The 18,154-nt window shown below is 70.4% G+C and carries 17 protein-coding genes; 10 read left to right on the top strand and 7 right to left on the bottom strand.

What is annotated here, in order from left to right; all coding sequences use genetic code 11:
- Positions 1-19: 19 nt before the first annotated feature.
- Complete coding sequence (locus DI573_RS07205) at positions 20-1,801, bottom strand: glycerol-3-phosphate dehydrogenase/oxidase (RefSeq protein WP_292812241.1); 1,782 nt, start codon at positions 1,799-1,801, stop codon at positions 20-22.
- 367 nt (positions 1,802-2,168) lie between these two features.
- Between DI573_RS07205 and ribD the strand changes: the two genes are divergently transcribed.
- From ribD to DI573_RS07170, 7 genes are all read left to right on the top strand, one after another.
- The gene (ribD, locus tag DI573_RS07200) at positions 2,169-3,209 is read left to right on the top strand and encodes a bifunctional diaminohydroxyphosphoribosylaminopyrimidine deaminase/5-amino-6-(5-phosphoribosylamino)uracil reductase RibD (protein WP_292812239.1); all 1,041 of its coding nucleotides are present in this window, start codon (positions 2,169-2,171) and stop codon (positions 3,207-3,209) included.
- A gap of 1 nt (position 3,210) precedes the next feature.
- On the top strand, positions 3,211-3,849 hold the full coding sequence (locus DI573_RS07195; protein WP_292812237.1) for a riboflavin synthase: 639 nt from the start codon (positions 3,211-3,213) through the stop codon (positions 3,847-3,849).
- Positions 3,846-5,120, top strand: coding sequence for a GTP cyclohydrolase II (gene ribA / locus DI573_RS07190; protein WP_292812234.1), 1,275 nt, complete (start codon positions 3,846-3,848; stop codon positions 5,118-5,120). The genes DI573_RS07195 and ribA overlap by 4 nt, the downstream gene beginning before the upstream one ends.
- Positions 5,117-5,593, top strand: a complete 477-nt coding sequence (gene ribH, locus DI573_RS07185) for a 6,7-dimethyl-8-ribityllumazine synthase (protein WP_292812232.1) — start codon at positions 5,117-5,119, stop codon at positions 5,591-5,593. Before ribA ends, ribH begins: the two co-directional genes overlap by 4 nt.
- 138 nt (positions 5,594-5,731) lie before the next feature.
- Positions 5,732-7,192 carry an MFS transporter gene (locus tag DI573_RS07180; protein ID WP_292812230.1) on the top strand — a complete coding sequence of 487 codons (1,461 nt, stop codon included), beginning with the start codon at positions 5,732-5,734 and terminating at the stop codon, positions 7,190-7,192.
- A gap of 96 nt (positions 7,193-7,288) precedes the next feature.
- A complete protein-coding gene (locus DI573_RS07175; protein ID WP_292812228.1) occupies positions 7,289-7,642 on the top strand; it encodes a Fe-S protein in 354 nt (117 codons plus the stop codon).
- 98 nt (positions 7,643-7,740) lie between these two features.
- Positions 7,741-8,757: an amidohydrolase family protein gene (locus DI573_RS07170; RefSeq protein ID WP_292812226.1), complete on the top strand. Its 1,017-nt coding sequence runs from the start codon at positions 7,741-7,743 to the stop codon at positions 8,755-8,757.
- A gap of 50 nt (positions 8,758-8,807) precedes the next feature.
- Here the strand turns inward: DI573_RS07170 and DI573_RS07165 are convergent, their stop codons facing one another.
- The 3 genes from DI573_RS07165 to DI573_RS07155 are packed head-to-tail and all read right to left on the bottom strand — an operon-like array spanning position 8,808 to position 11,579.
- The gene (locus DI573_RS07165; RefSeq protein WP_292812223.1) at positions 8,808-9,836 is read right to left on the bottom strand and encodes a VOC family protein; all 1,029 of its coding nucleotides are present in this window, start codon (positions 9,834-9,836) and stop codon (positions 8,808-8,810) included.
- A 38-nt stretch (positions 9,837-9,874) separates the two neighbouring features.
- Positions 9,875-10,945, bottom strand: coding sequence for a PrpF domain-containing protein (locus DI573_RS07160; protein ID WP_292812221.1), 1,071 nt, complete (start codon positions 10,943-10,945; stop codon positions 9,875-9,877).
- The gene (locus DI573_RS07155; RefSeq protein ID WP_292812219.1) at positions 10,935-11,579 is read right to left on the bottom strand and encodes a 4-carboxy-4-hydroxy-2-oxoadipate aldolase/oxaloacetate decarboxylase; all 645 of its coding nucleotides are present in this window, start codon (positions 11,577-11,579) and stop codon (positions 10,935-10,937) included. Before DI573_RS07155 ends, DI573_RS07160 begins: the two co-directional genes overlap by 11 nt.
- A 173-nt stretch (positions 11,580-11,752) precedes the next feature.
- Between DI573_RS07155 and DI573_RS07150 the strand changes: the two genes are divergently transcribed.
- The gene (locus DI573_RS07150; protein ID WP_292812217.1) at positions 11,753-13,156 is read left to right on the top strand and encodes an aminomethyl transferase family protein; all 1,404 of its coding nucleotides are present in this window, start codon (positions 11,753-11,755) and stop codon (positions 13,154-13,156) included.
- Positions 13,157-13,204: 48 nt separating this feature from the next.
- Here DI573_RS07150 and DI573_RS07145 read toward each other — a convergent pair whose 3' ends face one another.
- Complete coding sequence (locus tag DI573_RS07145) at positions 13,205-14,137, bottom strand: LysR family transcriptional regulator (protein WP_292812214.1); 933 nt, start codon at positions 14,135-14,137, stop codon at positions 13,205-13,207.
- A gap of 120 nt (positions 14,138-14,257) precedes the next feature.
- Between DI573_RS07145 and DI573_RS07140 the strand changes: the two genes are divergently transcribed.
- A complete protein-coding gene (locus DI573_RS07140) occupies positions 14,258-15,625 on the top strand; it encodes an aminomethyl transferase family protein (protein WP_292812212.1) in 1,368 nt (455 codons plus the stop codon).
- 8 nt (positions 15,626-15,633) lie between these two features.
- Here the strand turns inward: DI573_RS07140 and DI573_RS07135 are convergent, their stop codons facing one another.
- Together DI573_RS07135 and DI573_RS07130 are read right to left on the bottom strand one after the other, a co-directional pair.
- Positions 15,634-16,407 carry an NAD(P)-dependent oxidoreductase gene (locus tag DI573_RS07135; protein WP_292812210.1) on the bottom strand — a complete coding sequence of 258 codons (774 nt, stop codon included), beginning with the start codon at positions 16,405-16,407 and terminating at the stop codon, positions 15,634-15,636.
- Positions 16,404-17,306, bottom strand: a complete 903-nt coding sequence (locus DI573_RS07130; protein ID WP_292812207.1) for an IclR family transcriptional regulator — start codon at positions 17,304-17,306, stop codon at positions 16,404-16,406. Before DI573_RS07130 ends, DI573_RS07135 begins: the two co-directional genes overlap by 4 nt.
- 205 nt (positions 17,307-17,511) lie before the next feature.
- On the opposite strand from DI573_RS07130, the gene DI573_RS07125 reads away from it, so the two are divergent.
- Positions 17,512-17,985 carry a DUF222 domain-containing protein gene (locus tag DI573_RS07125; protein WP_292812205.1) on the top strand — a complete coding sequence of 158 codons (474 nt, stop codon included), beginning with the start codon at positions 17,512-17,514 and terminating at the stop codon, positions 17,983-17,985.
- The last annotated feature ends 169 nt before the right edge of the window (positions 17,986-18,154 follow it).

The following is an 18,154-nucleotide window of genomic DNA, read 5'->3' as shown; positions in this document are numbered from 1 at the left end:
GGCGCTCGCCGCGCCCCGGTCAGGCTAACGGGTCGGCGGTGTCGGGCACGCGCGCCCCGGACACCGGGGCGTCATGGACTCCGTCCGCGGGCTCACGCGGCTCGGCCGCCCGCACGGCGGCGAGAGCACGTTCGACCTCCTCCGCGCACCGCGAGTCATCCCACCCGAGCACGTCGGCGACGGCGCCGGCGACCTCCTCCGCGCACGCCGACGTCGCTCGCCCGGTGAAGGCGAGGTTCGTGCGCCGCAGGAGGATGTCGTCGAGGTGATGCACCGACTCGGTCCGGGCCAGGTGCCGGATCTCGGCCGTGCTGTAGTGCGGGGCGGCCGCCAGCGCGCGGTCGTCGGAATCGGCCGCGATCGCGTCGCGCACCTGTACGGCAAGGGTTCCGTAGCGATCGAGCAGCAGCTCCATCCGCTCGCGCCCCAGCGCCCCCGCGTGCTCATCGAGCCATCGCGACCGCGCAGCCGTCGTGACCGGAAAGCCGTGTCCGCCCCCGATCGCCAGACCCTTGGTCCCGAAGCGACGCGCTCGCCCGAGCGCGCCGAGTGCGCGATCGGCCAGATGCGCCCCGAGGGCCCGGAAGGTCGTCCACTTGCCTCCGACGAGACTGAGCACGGGCACCGCTGCGGCCCCGGAATCCCGCAGCGGCGCGCTTTCGATTCGGTAGTCGCGCGAGACGAACCCGGGCGCGAGGTCGCCGTGTCCGGGCAGCGGCCGCACGCCCGCGAACCGGTGCACGATCTGCTCGCGGCTGACCGTGATGCGGGGGAAGACGTGGCGCACGAGCTCGAAGAAGTAGTCGACCTCGGCCTCGGTGCACACGATCGGGTCGGCCATGTCGTGCTCGAGATCGGTGGTGCCCACGAGGACCCGCCGTCTCAGCGGGTAGATGAGCACGATGCGGCCGTCGCTGTGCTCGAAGAACAGCTCGCGCCCCCGGGTGGCGGCCAGGAGCTCGGGGTGATCCAGCACGATGTGCGAGCCCTTGGTGCCGCCCATGTAGCGCGTCGGCGATCCGAGCGCGGCGTTGGTGAGGTCGGTCCAGGGCCCCGTGGCGTTGACGACGACGGATGCGGTGAACGTCGTCGTGGCACCGGTCCGGGCATCGCGCAGCACGACACCTCCGCCCTGCGCGCCGATCGCCTCGACGTAGTTGGCGGCGCGGGCGCGCCCCTCGCCCGCGGCGATGCCGTCGGCGAGCACATCGAGCGCGAGCCGCTCCGGATCGCGCAGCGACGCGTCCCAATAGCTGGCCGTGTACTTCACCGCGGGATTCAGATCGGGCAGGTCGCGCAGCGACCGCCGTCGACCCCGGAACGTGTGCCGGGGCACGCGACCCCCGCCTCGCGAGAAGGAGTCGTAGATGACCAGGCCGATCTTGATGAGCGCGGCGCCGCGCTCGCGGGTCGCGCCATCGCCGTGGCGCAGGAAGCGCAGGGGCGCGCTCAGCACTCCGCCGAAGGCGGAGAAGATCGGGATCGTGGTGCGCAGCGGCCGCACGTAGTGGGGCGCGTCGCGCAGGAGCGCGTTACGTTCGGTGACCGCCTCGTGCACGAGCCGGAATTCGCCGTTCTCGAGATAGCGGATACCGCCGTGGACCATGTGCGAGGACGCCGCCGAGGCACCCGAGCAGAAATCCACGCGCTCGACGAGCGCGACATCCACCCCCTGGAGCGCGAGATCCCGGAACGTGGCGATGCCGTTGATGCCGCCGCCGATGATGAGGACGTCGGCCTGCGGGCGCCGCAGGAGGTCGTCCGCCGCGCGGGCGGGCATGCGTTGCTCGTGTGCGGACATGGCTCCCTCCCCCGCCTCCCAGCGTAATCGCCGCCGCAGACACCCGGCCCGAAACACGGCCGGAACGACGAACGAACGACACTCTCGATGCGCGGGAATGAAGTGCGCCCGCGCGCGTTGCTACACTTCGAGCAGTCAACGTGCTCCGGGGTCGGTGAGAATCCGAACCGGCGGTGAGAGTCCGCGAGCTGGGCGTCGTGTCATGCGACACCCGGTCGATCCGGTGGAATTCCGGAACCGACGGTGATGCGTGGGAGAACCCGCGCTAGTCCGGATGAGAGGCAGCACGACGGCGACGCCTACGGGCGCCGCCTGAAGTCACGCACCATCGCCTGACACACCCCGGACGAATCTGAGGACCGGGAAGATGTCGTACAGCGAGACCGAGTGGCAGGCCATGGGCCGGGCGTTCACGCTGGCACGGCGCGGCCCCCGCGGCATCAATCCACAGGTCGGCGCCGTGATCCTCTCGCCCCGGGGCGAGGCGCTCGCCGAGGGCTGGCACCGCGGTGCCGGGACGCCGCACGCCGAGGTCGACGCGCTCTCGCACCTTTCTGCGGAGGCGGCCCGCGGCGCCACCGCGGTGGTGACGCTCGAGCCCTGCAATCACACCGGGCGCACGGGGCCCTGCGCACTCGCGCTCATCGAGGCGGGGATTGCGCGCGTGGTCTACGCCATCGACGATCCCGCCGAGCGCTCGGGCGGCGGCTCGGAGCGACTCGCGGCCCACGGCATCGAGGTCGTCTCGGGCGTGCGCGCCGACGAGGCGCACGAGCTGCTCGACTCGTGGCTCGAGATGATGCGCCTCGGTCGCCCCCACGTCAGCGTGAAGTGGGCGCAGAGCCTCGACGGCCGCGCGGCCGCGGGCGATGGCACCAGCCAGTGGATCACGGGCCCCGAGGCGCGCGCCGATGTGCACCGCCGGCGCGCGCTCGCCGACGCGATCGTGGTGGGCACCGGCACCGTTCTCGCCGATGATCCCGCCCTCACGGCGCGCGAGCCCGACGGCTCGCTGCGCCCCGGCCAGCCGATGCCGGTCGTGCTCGGGCGCCGTCGCGTGCCCGAGGGCGCCGCGGTACGCACCCACCCGCGCGGGATGCTGTCGTACCCCGGCACCGATCTGCTCGGTGTGCTGGCCGACCTGCGCGAACGCGGGATGCACCGCGTCTTCGTCGAAGGCGGACCCACTATCGCCAGCGCGTTCGTCCGCGCGGGACTCGCGGACGAGATCCTCGCCTACGTCGCGCCCGTCCTGCTGGGCGGAGACCGCCTCGCGATCGTCGACGCGGGCGTCGGCACGATCGCCGACGCCCGCCGCCTCCGATTCGACGACGTCATCCGCCTCGGCGCCGACACCCTCTTCATCGCCACCCCCCTGCAGGATCTGTCCCATCAAGGAGGACACTGACATGTTCACCGGAATCATCGAGGAGATCGGCGAGATCGCCGCGATCGAGGCCTCGGGCGACGGCATCCGCCTCACCGTCCGTGCCCCGCTGGCGGTCTCCGACGCCGGGCACGGCGACTCCATCGCGGTCAGCGGCGTGTGCCTGACCGTCGTCGCCCAGGACGGCACCCACTTCACGGCCGACGTCATGCGCCAGACACTCGACATGTCGATCCTGCAGACCCTCGCGCCCGGCGACGCGGTCAACATCGAGCGCGCGACGGCGGTGGGCACCCGTCTGGGTGGGCACGTCGTCCAGGGCCACATCGACGGCACGGGCGCCATCGCCGACGTGCGACCCGGAGACCAGTGGCGCGTCGTTCGCGTCGCGATCCCGCGGTCCCTCGCCCCCCTCATCGTCGACAAGGGGTCCATAGCGCTCGACGGCGTCTCGCTGACGGTCAGCGCCGTCAGCGCAGCATCCGACGCCGACCCGTGGTTCGAGGTCTCGCTCATCCCCGAGACACTCGCCGCGACGACGCTCGGGGCGCGCGCCGTCGGCGATCCCGTCAACCTCGAGACCGACATCCTCGCCCGGCACGTGCAGCGCATGCTCTCCTTCGCCGGCGACTCCGCCCCGACCGAAAGAGGCGCGCTGTGAACCTGTCCACCATCCCCGAGGCCCTGGATGCCCTGCGCGCGGGCCGCCCGATCATCGTCGCCGACGACGAGAACCGCGAGAACGAGGGCGATGTCGTACTTTCGGCCGAGCTCGCCACCCCGGAGTGGGTCGCGTGGACGGTGCGCTGGTCGTCGGGCTTCATCTGCGCCCCGATGCCCGGCGACATCGCCGACCACCTCGATCTGCCGCCGATGGTCGAGCGCAACGAGGATGCCCGGGGCACCGCCTATACGGTGAGCGTCGACGCCGCCGAGCACGTCACCACCGGAATCAGCGCGTCCGATCGCGCGCACACCCTCAACGTGCTGGCAGACCCCGCCTCCACGCCCACGAGCGTGCGCCGGCCCGGCCACATCCTGCCCCTGCGGGCGGTCGACGGCGGCGTACGGGAGCGCAGCGGGCACACCGAGGCGGCCGTCGAGCTGATGCGGCTCGCGGGGCTTCGCCCCGTCGGCGCGATCGCCGAGATCGTCGCCGAGGACGGCAGCATGATGCGCCTGCCGGGCCTGATCGAGTTGGGCGCCCGCGACGGCGTTCCGGTGATCACCATCGAACAGCTCGTGGCGCACCTCGACGAGCACGAGCCGCGAACCGCCGAGACCCCGACGTCGCACCGGCGCCGCGTCAGCCTGCGCGCCGAGTCGGTCGTGCCCACCGAGCACGGCGAGTTCCGGTTCCTCGCCTACAAGGACCGCACGACCAGCACCGATCACCTCGCGATCGTCTCGGGCGATCTCGAGGGCGCGCCTCTCGTGCGCGTGCACTCGGAGTGCCTCACCGGCGAGGCCTTCGGCTCGCTCAAGTGCGAATGCGGTCCGCAGCTGGATGCCGCACTCAACCGGATCGCCGAGAGCGGCGGCGTCGTGATCTACATGCGCGGGCACGAGGGCCGCGGCATCGGGCTGATCAACAAGCTGCGCGCGTACAGCCTGCAGGAGCGCGGCCTCGACACCGTCGACGCCAACCTGGCGCTCGGGCTGCCCGCCGATGCTCGGGATTACGCGGCCGCCGCCGGCATCCTGGCCGACTTGGGCGTCGAGCGGGTGCGTCTGCTCACCAACAACCCCGACAAGGTCGGCCAGCTGCGCGAACTCGGCCTCGACATCGTCGAGCAGGTGCCCCTGCTGGTCGGCGTCGGCCCCAACAACCACCAGTATCTCGAGACGAAAAGGGACCGCATGGGACACTCCATCGACGAGGGCGAGCTCGCCGAGGCATTCGCCGAGCTCAAGACCGGACACGACCGATGAGCGGCAAGGGAGCACCGGTCGCCACCGGCACCGTCGATGGCACCGGACTGCGCGTCGTCATCGTCGCGGGCGAATGGCACGACGTGATCACGGACGGCCTGATCGCGGGCGCGACGCGCGCGCTCCGGGCATCCGGCGCCCAGCACGAGCTCGTGCGCGTGGCCGGCTCGTTCGAGCTGCCGGTCGTCTGCAAGGCCATCCTCGAGGCGGGCGCCGATGCGGTCGTCGCGCTCGGCGTCATCATCCGCGGCGGCACGCCCCACTTCGAATACGTCTCCTCGGCGGCCACCGACGGGCTCACCCGCGTGGCGATCGAGACCGGCAAGCCCGTGGGCTTCGGCGTGCTCACCCTCGACGACGAGCAGCAGGGCATCGACCGTGCCGGTCTGCCCGAGTCGACAGAGGACAAGGGATTCGAAGCAGCGGATGCCGCCCTCCGCACGGCGCGGACCCTGCGCGCCGTGCGCGCATAGAATAGACGTTTGTGCGTCGGCGAACCCCGCCCGCACACCCGGTGTCCCACTGACGCGCCCGCGGCGCGTCATCCCTGCGCCGCCGCGTCCGACTCCGGCCCCTCATCGCTCCGCGAGTTCCGACAGGCCTTTCACCGCATGACCGCTACCGCTTCTCCGTCCGCCTCCGCCCCGGCATCCACCCCCGCCAACCCCCGCTCCCGCGTCATCGCGGCGAGCCTGGTGGGAACGACGATCGAGTTCTACGACTTCTACGTCTACGCCACCGCCGCGGTGCTGGTCTTTCCGATCCTGTTCTTCCCGACCGGCAACGACACGACCGCGCTGCTGTCCTCGTTCGCCGTCTTCGGTGCGGCGATGGTCGCGCGCCCGATCGGCGCCATCATCTTCGGCCACTTCGGCGACCGGTTCGGCCGCAAGGCCACGCTCGTCGCGTCGCTGCTGACGATGGGTGTCGCGACGTTCCTGATCGGCTGCCTGCCGACCTTCAACGACATCGGCTGGTGGGCGGCCCTGCTGCTGCTCGTCCTGCGGCTCGCGCAGGGCTTCGCCCTCGGCGGCGAGTGGTCCGGCGCCGCGCTCGTGGCCACCGAGAACGCCCCGAAGGGCAAGCGGGCCTGGTACGGCACGTTCCCGCAGCTGGGCGCCCCGATCGGCTTCATCATCGCCAACTCCGTGTTCCTGGCGATCTACTTCGCCCTGCCCCACCCCGACGGCGCCGCGCAGCGCTCCGAGGACTTCCTCGCGTGGGGTTGGCGGGTGCCATTCCTCTTCTCGGCCGTCATGGTCATCGTCGGACTCTGGGTGCGGCTCAAGCTGGTCGAGTCCACGACCTTCACGCAGGCCTCGACGGCGGGCACGATCCGCAAGTTCCCGCTCGGCGAGGTCGTGCGCCGGCACTGGCGCCAGCTGATTCTCGGCACCTTCATCATGCTCGCCACCTACGTGCTCTTCTACCTCATGACGAGCTTCACTCTCTCCTACGGCACGAAGGCGACGACCGAGGGCGCCCAGGCGGCGGCGGATGCTGCCGGCACGTCCTTCGACGCGGCGACCTACGTTCCGGGGCTCGGGTTCGGTTACACGGACTTCGTCATCATGCAGATCGTCGGCGTGGTCTTCTTCGGGATCTTCACGATGCTCTCGGGTCCCCTCGCCGATTCGGTCGGCCGGCGCAAGCTGCTGATGTGGGTCACCGGCGGGATCTTCGTCTTCGGCCTGCTCTTCAACGTCTTCCTCATGCCGCAGGTCGACCCGAAGTTCACCGGCGCGCTCGTGCAGGCCTTCCTCGTCTTCGGCTTCATGCTCATGGGCGCGACTTTCGGCCCGATGGGCGCCGTGCTGCCCGAGCTCTTCCCCACCAACGTGCGGTACTCGGGCTCGGCCATCTCCTACAACCTGTCCTCGATCCTCGGCGCGGCGCTCGCGCCCATCGTGGCGGTCGCGCTGTGGGCGGCCACCGGCGGCAGCCCGTGGCTGGTGGGCGCGTATCTGTCGGTCATGGCGGTACTGACCTTCATCGCGCTGTGGCTCTCTCCCGAGACCAAGGACGTGGAGTACGACACCAACATCGGCCTGGGCGCGACGGGCTCGCTGTAGCGCCGGCATCCTCTGCGGTCTCGAGCGGGCGGGTCTCACTCGGAGTGAGGCCCGCCTTGCTGGTACAGCGGGCCCGCGGGCCCTACCGTGACGTTCATGGAACTGCTGCGCCACCTCGTCCTGCTCGTGCATCTTGTCGGCTTCGCGCTGCTCTTCGGCGCGTGGGCGGCACAGGCCTGGGGCGGCAAGCGCCTCATCACCCGCCTGCAGCACGTCGGACTCGCGATCGCCGGCGTCGCCGGGCTCGCCCTCGCCGCACCGTGGGGCATCTCGTACGAGCTGGACTACGCCAAGATCGGCACCAAGCTCGTGATCCTGCTCGTCATCGGCGCGCTGCTCGGGATCGGCCAGGCACGCCAGCGCAAGAGCGGCTCCGTGCCGCCGGCGATCTTCTGGGGCATCGGCGCGTTCACGTTCGCGAACGCGGCCATCGCGGTGCTCTGGCGCTGACCCGATCGCTCGCGTCAACGCGGCTGAGGGCTGGACCCCGTCGTAGCCTGTCGCCATAATTGGCTACAATCGCTCGACGCAGAGACTCGGAGCCGCACGTGATCATCGACTGCCACGGCCACTTCACCACGACGCCGCCCGGAGTGGCCGCGTGGCGCGAGGCGCAGACCTCGGCCCGCACCCCCGAGCTGCTCGCCGACATCGAGGCCCGCGAGTTCGAGGTCACCGACGACGAACTCGTGGATGCCGTCGCCTCGGCGCAGCTTGCACAGCAGAGCGAACGCGGCACCGACCTGACGATCTTCTCGCCGCGCGCGAGCTGGATGGGCCACCACGTCGGCGACGAGCGCACGTCGCTCGAGTGGACACGGCGCCAGAACGACCTCATCCACCGGGTGTGCACCCTCTTCCCGGGCAGCTTCGCCCCCGTCGCGCAGCTTCCGCAGAGCCCCGGCGCCCCGATCGCCGGCGCCGTCGGCGAGCTGCGCCGCTGCGTCGAGGAGCTCGGTTTCATCGGCTGCAACGTCAATCCCGATCCGAGCGGCGGGCGGTGGGACTCCCCCGCCCTCTCGGACGGGTACTGGACGCCCCTGTGGGACGCCATGGCCGAGCTGAACGTACCCGGCATGGTGCACGTGAGCGCGTCCGGCATCCCCGCCGTCCACACCACGGGGGCGTACTACCTCGCGGCCGACACGACCGCGTTCGTGCAGGCGCTCAGCTCGGGCTTTCTCGCCCGTCACCCCGGTCTCCGGCTGATCATCCCACACGGCGGAGGCGCGGTGCCCTACCACTGGGGGCGCTTCCGCGGGATGGCGGGCGATCAGGGGTGGGACCTCGACGCGACGATGACGCAGCTCTGGTTCGACACGTGCGTGTACCACCAGCCCGGCATCGACCTGCTGCTGGAGGTCGTCCCGGCATCCCAGATCCTGTTCGGCTCCGAGATGATCGGTGCCGTGCGGGGCCGCGATGCGCAGACCGGCCGGTACTGGGACGACACGAAGGCCTACATCGAGGCCGCTGTGCTCTCGGATGCTGCCCGTCAGGCGATCTTCGAGGGCAACGCCCGCCGGGTCTACCCCCGCATCGAGGCCTGGCTGCCCGCCGCCTGATACGCCTCGTCTCGTCTCGTCGAAACGGCGCCCGCGGCGGCCGGCCGGGACTACTCCGATTCCTCGTCGCGTTCGGGCTTGACGTACGCGCGCCCCTCGAGAGCCGCGCGGTCGATCTCCTCCTGGTTCTCGACATAGGGCGTGCCGTGCGTGTGGAATGTCGCGACGGTCTTCATCCCCCAGGCCTGCCCCTTGGCACGCTCGGCCTGCGTCCACTCCACGACCGGCCAGTCGGGGTCGAGGATCAGGCGCGCTCCCGCGTTCGCGAACTCGATGCGGTTGCCGCCCGGCTCCCACACGTAGAGGAAGAAGGTCTGGTTGATCGCGTGCTTGTAGGGGCCGTACTCGATGTACACCTTGTTCTCGAGGAAGATGTCGGCGGCCTTGAGGATGTCCTCGCGTGTGTCGGGTGCGAGCGCGAAGTGATGGAAGCGCCCCCGGGTCTTGGTCCAGTCGTCCGAGTAGACGACATCGTAGGACTTCTGGTTGAAGCGGAACCACCAGGCGCCGTACCGGCCGTCGTCCAGGCGCACGCGCTCGGATTCGCGCGCCTTCATCACGTCGCGCCAGAACTCGCCCGCCGCGTTCACGTCGCTCGCGAGGTAGTTGATGTGGTCCATGCGACGGGCGTTGACACCCCGACCCGGGAAGGCTGCGGCCTGGTTCTTCAGCGCGGGACGATCCTCGTCGTCCGCGACGTAGTGCTCGGTGTCGAAGTACACCGCCATGACGTGGCCGTCGGGGTCCTCGAACTCGTAGGAGCGCCCCACCCCGACCTCGGGGTCGCGCCAGCCGTGCCCGAGACCTGCCGCCTCGATCGCGCGCACCCGGCGCTCGAGAGCCTCCTCGCTCGAGGCGCGGAAGAGGGTGCGCCCCACGCCGTTCGTGTCGGATGCCGTCAGCTTCAGCGTGTAGAGCTGGTACTCGTCCCAGCACCGCAGGTACGCCGAGTCGCCGATCCGCGCGACCTCGCGCATGGCGCACAGGTCGCGGAAGAAGTGCAGGCTCTCCTCGAATTTCGGGGTGAACAGCTCCACGCCGCCCATGTGGGCGATGTCGAAGTTCTCGTACTCGGCCATGTTGCGTCCTCCTTGACTGTGCCGGGTGATCCGGTCGGTTATCGACGCGGGCGCGGGAACACGCGCCCGTCGAAGAGCTTGCGGGCCGTGCGCTCCGATGCGGAGGCCCCTCGCCAGATGCCGGCCTCGTCCTGCATCGCCTCGGCCCGCGCCGTGAACAGCCCGCCGGGGTGCTCGAGCACCGTGACGTCGCCCTGGGGCGGCGCGGCGAGCGCGTGCGCGATCGTGCCGGGGATGCGGGCCCCCGCGGCGACGGATGCTGCCATCAGCACGCCGATCGAGGTGTGCACGCGATGCGGGATGAACGCCCGCGTGCGCAGGTCGCCGCCGGCGGCGGGCGGCGAGAGAAGGAACATCTTGGGAACCGTCTGGCCCCCGGCATCCTGCACCCCCATCCGCGGCGCCGCCGCGAGCCGGACCCGCTCGACCTCGGCCCGCAGATCCTCGTCCTCCTCGAGCTCGGCGGGCGTCTCGCCACCCTCGATGCCGAACTCGGTCGCGTCCAGCAGCACGACCGGCATGCCGTTGTCGATCAGGGTCACACGGTGACCCGCGATCTCATCGACCGCGTTGCCGGTCGGCAGCACCGCCGCCTCGCGTGTGACGGAGAGGTCGATCGCGCACCCGACGCCCGGCACGCCGTCGATCGCGAGGTCGCCGTCGTAGTCCACCGCGCCGTCGGGTGTCGGAACGCGCGCGGTGGCCGTGTCACCGGTGTTGAGCAGCCGGATGCGCAGGGTCGTCTCGGGTTCGACGGCAGGGATCAATCCGCGCTCGATCGCGAACGGTCCGATCCCGGCGAGCAGATTGCCGCACGTCTGCGCGTCACCCACGACCGGCTCGTCGACGCCGATCTGCAGGAAGAGATAGTCGATGTCGGCATCGTCCGTGTCCGAGACCGACACGATCGCGACCTTCGAGGTGAGCGGGTGCGCTCCCCCGATCCCGTCGATCTGGCGCGGATCGGGCGAACCCATGATTCGCAGCAGCAGGTCATCGCGGGCCGCACGATCGACGGGCAGATCCGTGGCGACGAAGTAGGCGCCCTTCGACGTGCCTCCGCGCATCAGCATGCACGGGATGCCGGCGCGGACGGCGTCAGCCGGCATCGTATTCCGCCTGCGGCACATAACGGATGCCGAGCTGCTCGAGGACGGGTCGGAGTCCGTTGACGTCCATCGAGATCTCGCCCGCGCGGTATCGCTCGCGGTTCGCAGCCTCGCGCTGCACGCGCGCGCGGGCAGCCTCCAGCGTCGCCGCCGCGCGCAGCCTGGGCACGACCGCGACGCCGTCGTCGTCGGCGATGATCACATCGCCCTTGACCGTGCCCTCGGCGCTCACGTGCGCGGCCCACACCGGAAAGCCCATCTCGCGCAGTTCCGCGGTGTCGCGCACGCCGCCCGAGGTGACGTACCCCCGCACGCCGCGCATCTGCATCTGGGTGGCCATCAGATCGCCGATGAAGCCGTAGGGCGAGTCCGTGGCCGGAACGACGACGATGACATCGCCCGCCACGGCCTGCTCGATCGCCGCGTGCACCATCAGGTTGTCGCCCGGGGCGACAGCGGCCGTGATGGCCGTGCCGGCGATGCGCGCCCCGATCTGGATGGGACGGATGCGGGGGCCCGCGTACCCGACGCGGCCCAGGGCCTCGTGCACGGTCGCCGAGCCGAACGCCGCGAGCGCGTCGACGACCGCGGGGTCGGCGCGGGCGATGTCGGTGACGATGACGCTGTCGGACATGCGGCCTCCTCTGCGGACATCGCCGCGACTCGGGCCCAGCGAAGCACACGCCTCCCGAATGGTCAAGATTATGTCTACAATTTTGGCTGTGAGGTATTTACCTCTGGACATAGGTATATCCGTTCCGTAGCATCACGGACAGACCCATAGACAAGGAAGTCGAGGACACCCCCATGGCACGCAACCTCCAGGAGCTGCTGGACGAGAAGGGGAACGTCGTCCAGATGCTCCGCGACTCGAAGCTGGGCACCTACATCTACCCGGTGGTGCCGGCCGAGTTCACCAACTGGCGCCGCGAGCAGCGCGCCTGGCGCGAGAGCGCGGTGCTGTTCGATCAGACCCACCACATGGTCAACCTCTTCGTCTCGGGACCCGACGCTCTGCGCCTGCTCGCCGAGACCGGCATCAACGGGTTCAAGAACTTCCCGGTCAACACCGCCAAGCAGTTCGTGCCGACAGCATCCAACGGCGGCGTGATCGGCGACGGCATCCTCTTCCGCGAGGCGGAGGACGACTACGTCTACGTCGGGCGCGCACCCGGGGCGAACTGGCTGCAGTTCCACGCGGAGACGGGCGGTTACAACGTCGAGGTGCGCTACGACGACCGCTCCCCCTCGCGCCCGTACGGCGAGGCCGTGAGCCGCGAGTACTACCGATTCCAGATCCAGGGCCCGAAGGCCTGGCCGATCATCGAGAAGCTCGCGGGCGGGCCCGTCGAGCAGGTGAAGTTCTTCCACATGGGCGAGCTGACCATCGCCGGCGAGACCGTGCGCACCCTGCGCCACGGCATGGCCGGTGCGCCGGGTCTCGAGCTCTGGGGCCCGTACGCGCAGCACGGCAAGATCAGGGACGCGATCCTCGAGGCGGGCGCCGAGTTCGGCATCGAGCCCTGCGGATCGCGGGCCTACTCCTCGAACACGCTCGAATCAGGGTGGATCCCCTCGCCCCTGCCGGCGATCTACTCGAGCGAGGCCGAGCGTGCGTACCGCGAATGGCTGCCCGCGAACAGCTACGAGGCGATCAACGCCCTCGCGGGGTCCTTCGTGTCCGAGAACATCGAGGACTACTACCTGAACCCGTGGGAGCTCGGGTACGGCTCCTTCGTGAAGTTCGATCACGACTTCATCGGCCGAGACGCCCTCGAGAAGATCGACCCCGAGACGCAGCGCAAGAAGGTCACGCTCGCCTGGAACGACGAGGACCTCGCCAAGATCCTCACGAGTGTCATCGACCGCGACGGTGTCGGCTACCAGTTCTTCGATCTGCCGAACGCCAACTACGGCTCGTCGAACTACGACGCCGTCATCGACGCCGACGGCACCACGATCGGCCTCTCGCTCTTCACGGGCGTGACCGCAGGCGAGCGGCGCGGCCTGTCGCTGGCGACCGTCGATCGGGATGTGCCGATCGGCACCGAGGTGCAGGTCGTGTGGGGCGAGCCCGACGGCGGCTCCGGCAAGACGACAGTCCAGCCGCACGATCAGATCGCGGTGCGCGCGGTCGTCAGCCCCGTCCCGTACGCGGTCACCGCGCGCACGGAGTACCACGGCGGCTGGCGCTCCACCGGCACGCTCTGACCGTCACCACCCGGAGATGAGGGGGATGCTGCAGCCGCGGCATCCCCCTCATGCTGTCGCATGCACCTCGCCGTGGATCACGCCGAACTGGCCGGACGATCCACGGATGGCACCCGCGGCCGTGTGGAAAAGCCAATCCAGGGCCGCCGCGTGCTGCGTCGTGGAGCGGCGGTAGAGCCGGACATCCACGGGCGGCATCTCGAACGGCAGTTCGCGGACGACGAGGGGCCAGCTCTCGGCCCACCCGGCCGCGATGGTGTCGGGAACGGTCGCGATCAGGCCGTGCCGCTGGGCCAGCAGCGGCGGCAGAGCGGCAAAATGGTTGATGCTCACGCGCGGCTCGATCCGCGCCGAGTGCCGCGTCAGCGCGCGCTCGAGCTGCGCAGCGCCGGAGTCGCCCGCGACCGCGACGTGGTCGGCGGCAAGGTAGGACTCCAGCGTCAGGGGCGCCTCGGCCAGAGGATGGCGCCCCGACATCGCCACCCCGTATCGCTGCGACTTGATGACCTCCTGCGCGAAGTCCGCACCCACGGGGGACGGTGTCACCGCGAGGTCCACGGTGCCCCGCCCCAGCCATTCGGCGAGCGCGCGCACGTCCATCGGCACCACCTCGATGCGCATCCTGGGCGCGCGCACGGCGACGGCCGCGACGATCGCGGGCATCCACCCGATCTCCCCCAGCTCCGACAGCGCGATTCGGAAGAGCCGCTGAGAGTGGGCGGGATCGAAGCCGTGCACCGCGTCGATGGTGCGATCGATGGCGGCGAGCGCGTCACGGAAACCCGGATAGACCGTCTCGGCGAGAGGCGTGGGCACCATCTCGCGGCCCGCCCGCTCGAACAGGCGATCATCAAGCTCGGCGCGCAGGCGGCCGAGCGCCTGGCTGACGGCCGGCTGGGTGACGTACAGGCGTGCGGCGGCGGCGGTGAGGCTCCGCGTCTCGTGGATCGCGGCGAAGACGCGCACGAGATTCAGGTCCACGGCGGTCCTCCGCGGCTAAGACCTACTGAGTTGTGCATAAGCAAAGCTTATTTACATCCCGTCCGCCGATAGGCAGAGACTGCCTACCATGGTGTCGACCCGCCGAACGAAGGAGTTCTCGTGACCGACGTCGCCCCCGCATCCACCGCCGCCGCCCTCGCCCGTGCCGGCGGTGACGCCGTGCAGATGCTGCGCAACGCGCAGGCGCGCCCGACGATCTTCCCGGTGACGCCCGAGTTCAGCAACTGGCGCAGCGAGCAGCTCGCCTGGCGCGACGGCGTCGCCCTGCTGGATCAGTCACACCACATGACCGATCTGTTCATCTCCGGGCCCGACGCGCTCGCCCTGCTGCGGGATGTCGGGGTCAACAGCTTCGAGAGGTTCCCGGTCGACTCCGCCAAGCAGTTCATCGCGGTCAACCATGAGGGCTACCTCATCGGCGATGCGATCCTGTTCCACCTCGACGACGACGTCTACGACCTGGTGGGTTGGCACATGGTGCTCGACTGGGTGCAGTTCCACGGCGAGACGGGCGAGTACGCGGTGACGTTCGAGCGCGACGGCAACTCCATCGTGCGATCCGGCGACCCGACGCTCTACCGCTACGAGATCCAGGGGCCGCGCGCCCTCGCCGTCATGGAGAAGGTGACCGGCGCCGAGGTGCCCCCGACGCGGTTCTTCGGCATGACGACATTCGACATCGCCGGCGTCCGCGTGCGCTCGCTCCGGCACGGGATGGCCGGTCAGCCCGGTTTCGAGCTCTTCGGCCCGTGGGCCGAGGGCGAGCGCGTGCGGGATGCGCTGATCGAGGCCGGCGAGGAGTTCGGGCTGGTGCTCGTGGGGTCGAAGGCATACTCCTCGGCCAACCTCGAATCGGCCTGGGTGCCCTCGCCGCTGCCGGCGATCTATTCGGGCGAGGGATCGGCCGAATACCTCGAGTGGCTGCCCGCCGCCCGGGCGGGGTCGCTCGCAGGGAGCTTCTGCCCGGCCCGCATCGAGGACTACTACCTGACCCCGTACGACCTCGGTTATGGGCGCAGCATCGCTTTCGACCACGACTTCATCGGGCGGGCTGCCCTCGAGCGGCACGCCGCCGCACCGCAGCGCCTCAAGGTGACGCTGCTGTGGAATCCCGACGACCTGGCCGCCGCGCAGCGCAGTCTGTACGAGCCCGGAACCCCCGCGAAGTACATCGACTTTCCGAAAGCGCGCTACGGCCAGCACCAGATGGACAGGGTGCTTCGCGACGGGGCGGATGTCGGCATCTCGCACGACGCGGGATACATCGTCGGCGAGCAGGCATTCGTCTCACTCGCGAGCATCGACGCGGCGCACGCCGAGCCGGGAACGTCGGTCGTCGTGGTGTGGGGCGAGGAGCCCAACACGGCCAAGCCCGCCGTCGAACGCCATCGTCAGGTGCAGATCCGCGCGACGGTCGAACCCGCGCCCTTCTCGCGGTTCGCGCGGGAGCAGTATCGCGCGGGCTGAAGCCGCGATCAGGAACGCATGCCGTTGAGGCGCTCGAACCAGGCGAGCGTCGCACGGGTCATATCCGCGGGCGCATCGATGGCTTCGAGCGCCGCGAGGGCATCGCGCACCTCGTGCTCGCGGCGCTCGGAGTGCAGGTAGGTGCCCGCGAGCAGGTGGTCGATCATCGTGCGGCCGCCGGGGCCGAGCTCGGCGGCGATCTGCTGCCGCATCCACGTCTCGGCCCCGGTCGCCCGCGCAGCTTCGAGGCCCTCGATCACGAGCGTCGCGAGTCCCTTCATGAACACGCTGCGCAGCAGCTTGAGCCGCGCCGCTTCGCCGACCTCGCCCGCGACAATCTCGATCGGCACGCCGAGGGGGCGAAGGCGCTCGGCCAGCACGTCGGCGCCGGGACCGCTCGCGAGAAGATCCGTCCGGTGACCCGCCCGCGGCACGGGGGCCAGCACGGCGACGTCGGCCATCCGCACGCCCGCCGATCGCGCGACGTCGCAGACCTCGATCTTCGTCTGCGGGGCCGCGGTGTTGAGGTCGGCGTAGACGGCGCCGGTGCCCAGGTGCGTCATCGCCGCTTCCGCGACGGCGACGGCGTTGCGCGCCCAGACGAGGCTGAGCACGACATCCGCGCCCAGGAGCGCGTCGCCGAGCCGATCGCACCGTGCGATCCCCGCGCCCGTCATCGCCGCGTGCGGGTCGTATCCGCGCACCTCGGCTCCGGCGTCGGCGAGCCCACGCGCGTAGCGGCTGCCGGCCTCGCCGAGCCCCAGAATCGCGATCGTCGTCATCGCGCCTCGCCCCGTCCCCGTGGCGGCCCGGCCGCCGACGTGCCCTCGTGCGGGTCGTGTCCGACGTGCTCAAGATACTCGATCGAGCGTGTCGACGAGCTGAGCAGGGCGCGGATGCCGGAGGCCCGCACACCCGCGTCGGGCTGATAGGCGCGAGCCAGGTCGCGGGCGACGCCGGCCGCGGCCCGAGTGAGTAGGTCGATCACAGGACTGGGGTCCGAGCCGTCGTTGTGCACCACGACGCCGATCGCGGCGTACACCGAGCCGTCCGGCCCCGTGACGGGCACCGCGATCCCGCGGGATTCACGGTGGATGAACCCCTCCGCCACCGCGAACCCGTCGGCCCGCACGCGCCGCAGCAGCCCGCGCAGCACCGGCTCGGTACAGGGCGTGTGCTCGGTGTACCGGCGCAGGCGCGAACCCAGCACCTCCTCGCGCACCGCGTCGGGTGCGTGAGCGAGGAGAACCAGACCGCTCGAGGAGGCGTGCAGAGGGATGCGACCCCCGATCAGCGTGGCGTTGAGCACGGCGTCACGCGCCGACATCCGCTCGATGAACAGCACGTCGCCGCCGCTGCGCACGCCCAGTTGCGCGTGCTGTCGCACACGCTCGTGAACGGCGCCGAGCCACGGGCGCGCGATCTCGCGCAGACCGAGCGCCCCGGGTGTGCGACTGGCGAACTCCCACAGGCGCACCCCCAGCCGGTAGGACCGATCGGGCAGACGCTCGAGCAGGCCCTCCTGCTCGAGCTCCGCGATCAACCGGTGTGCGCTGGAGCGCGCGATGCCGGCGGCCTGCGCGATCTGGGTGAGCGTCAGGTAGGGGTGCCACGCGTCGAACGTGTCGAGAATGCGCAGGTGCTTGTGCAACACCGACTCCCCCGCGGATCCTCGAGCCATGCCATCCTCCTCGATGTCGGCGCCATGCTACCCGAGCGTCCCGGGTGTGCCTGCGTCTTTCTGCGCGCCCTGTGCCTGTCGAAGGGCGATGCCATCTGCGCCCGCGCGTTGGATGAGAGAAGTCTCATCACGAACCTCGCCGTGGGGCGTCAGGGCAACATAACTTCGATGCTGAATGTCGGACGCACCCCGTAGAGTCTCGAACATGAAACCAATCCCCGGTGATGCACCCGACATGGACGTCGTCGGTGTGGATGCTGTCGCGGCGGGGTTGGCTGCGGAGTATGCGGCCGCGGTGGCCGCTATTGCCGCAGCGGAGGCGCAGGCGATGAGCGTGCTGGCGCGGGCGCAGGCGGTCGGGTTGGAGCGGGTGGCGGAGATCCCCCGCTCCGCCGGTCGCGAGGCCGAACTCCCGTTGCGGGCTTTGGCGGCGGAGCTGGGGGCGTGTGCGCGGCAACCCGATCGGTCGGTGCAGCGGCGGATGAACGACGCCCACACCCTCGTGAACCGGTTCGCGGCGACCTGGGACGCGCTGGCCGCGGGTGTCGTGTCGGTGGGGCATGTGCGGGCGATCGTCGAACACGGGGTGAAACTCACCGACCCGGAGGTTCGGGCCGCGTTCGAGACCGAAGCATTGGAGCGGGCCGCGTCCACCACACCCGGGCGGCTCGGACCGTAACTCGCGCGACTGGTGGAGCAGGTGCAGCCCACGACGTTCGCGGAGCGGCACAAGGTGGCAAGGGAAAGCCGCGGGGTGTGGGTGCGGGACGTCGAAGACGGGATGACCGAACTCCTCCTCCGGGGCCCGGCGGTGCCGGTGCACGGCATCCACGACATGATCACCCACA

It is taken from the genome of Microbacterium sp., assembly GCF_003248605.1.
Lineage (GTDB): Bacteria > Actinomycetota > Actinomycetes > Actinomycetales > Microbacteriaceae > Microbacterium.
This window is presented reverse-complemented; position numbering and strand designations above follow the sequence as displayed.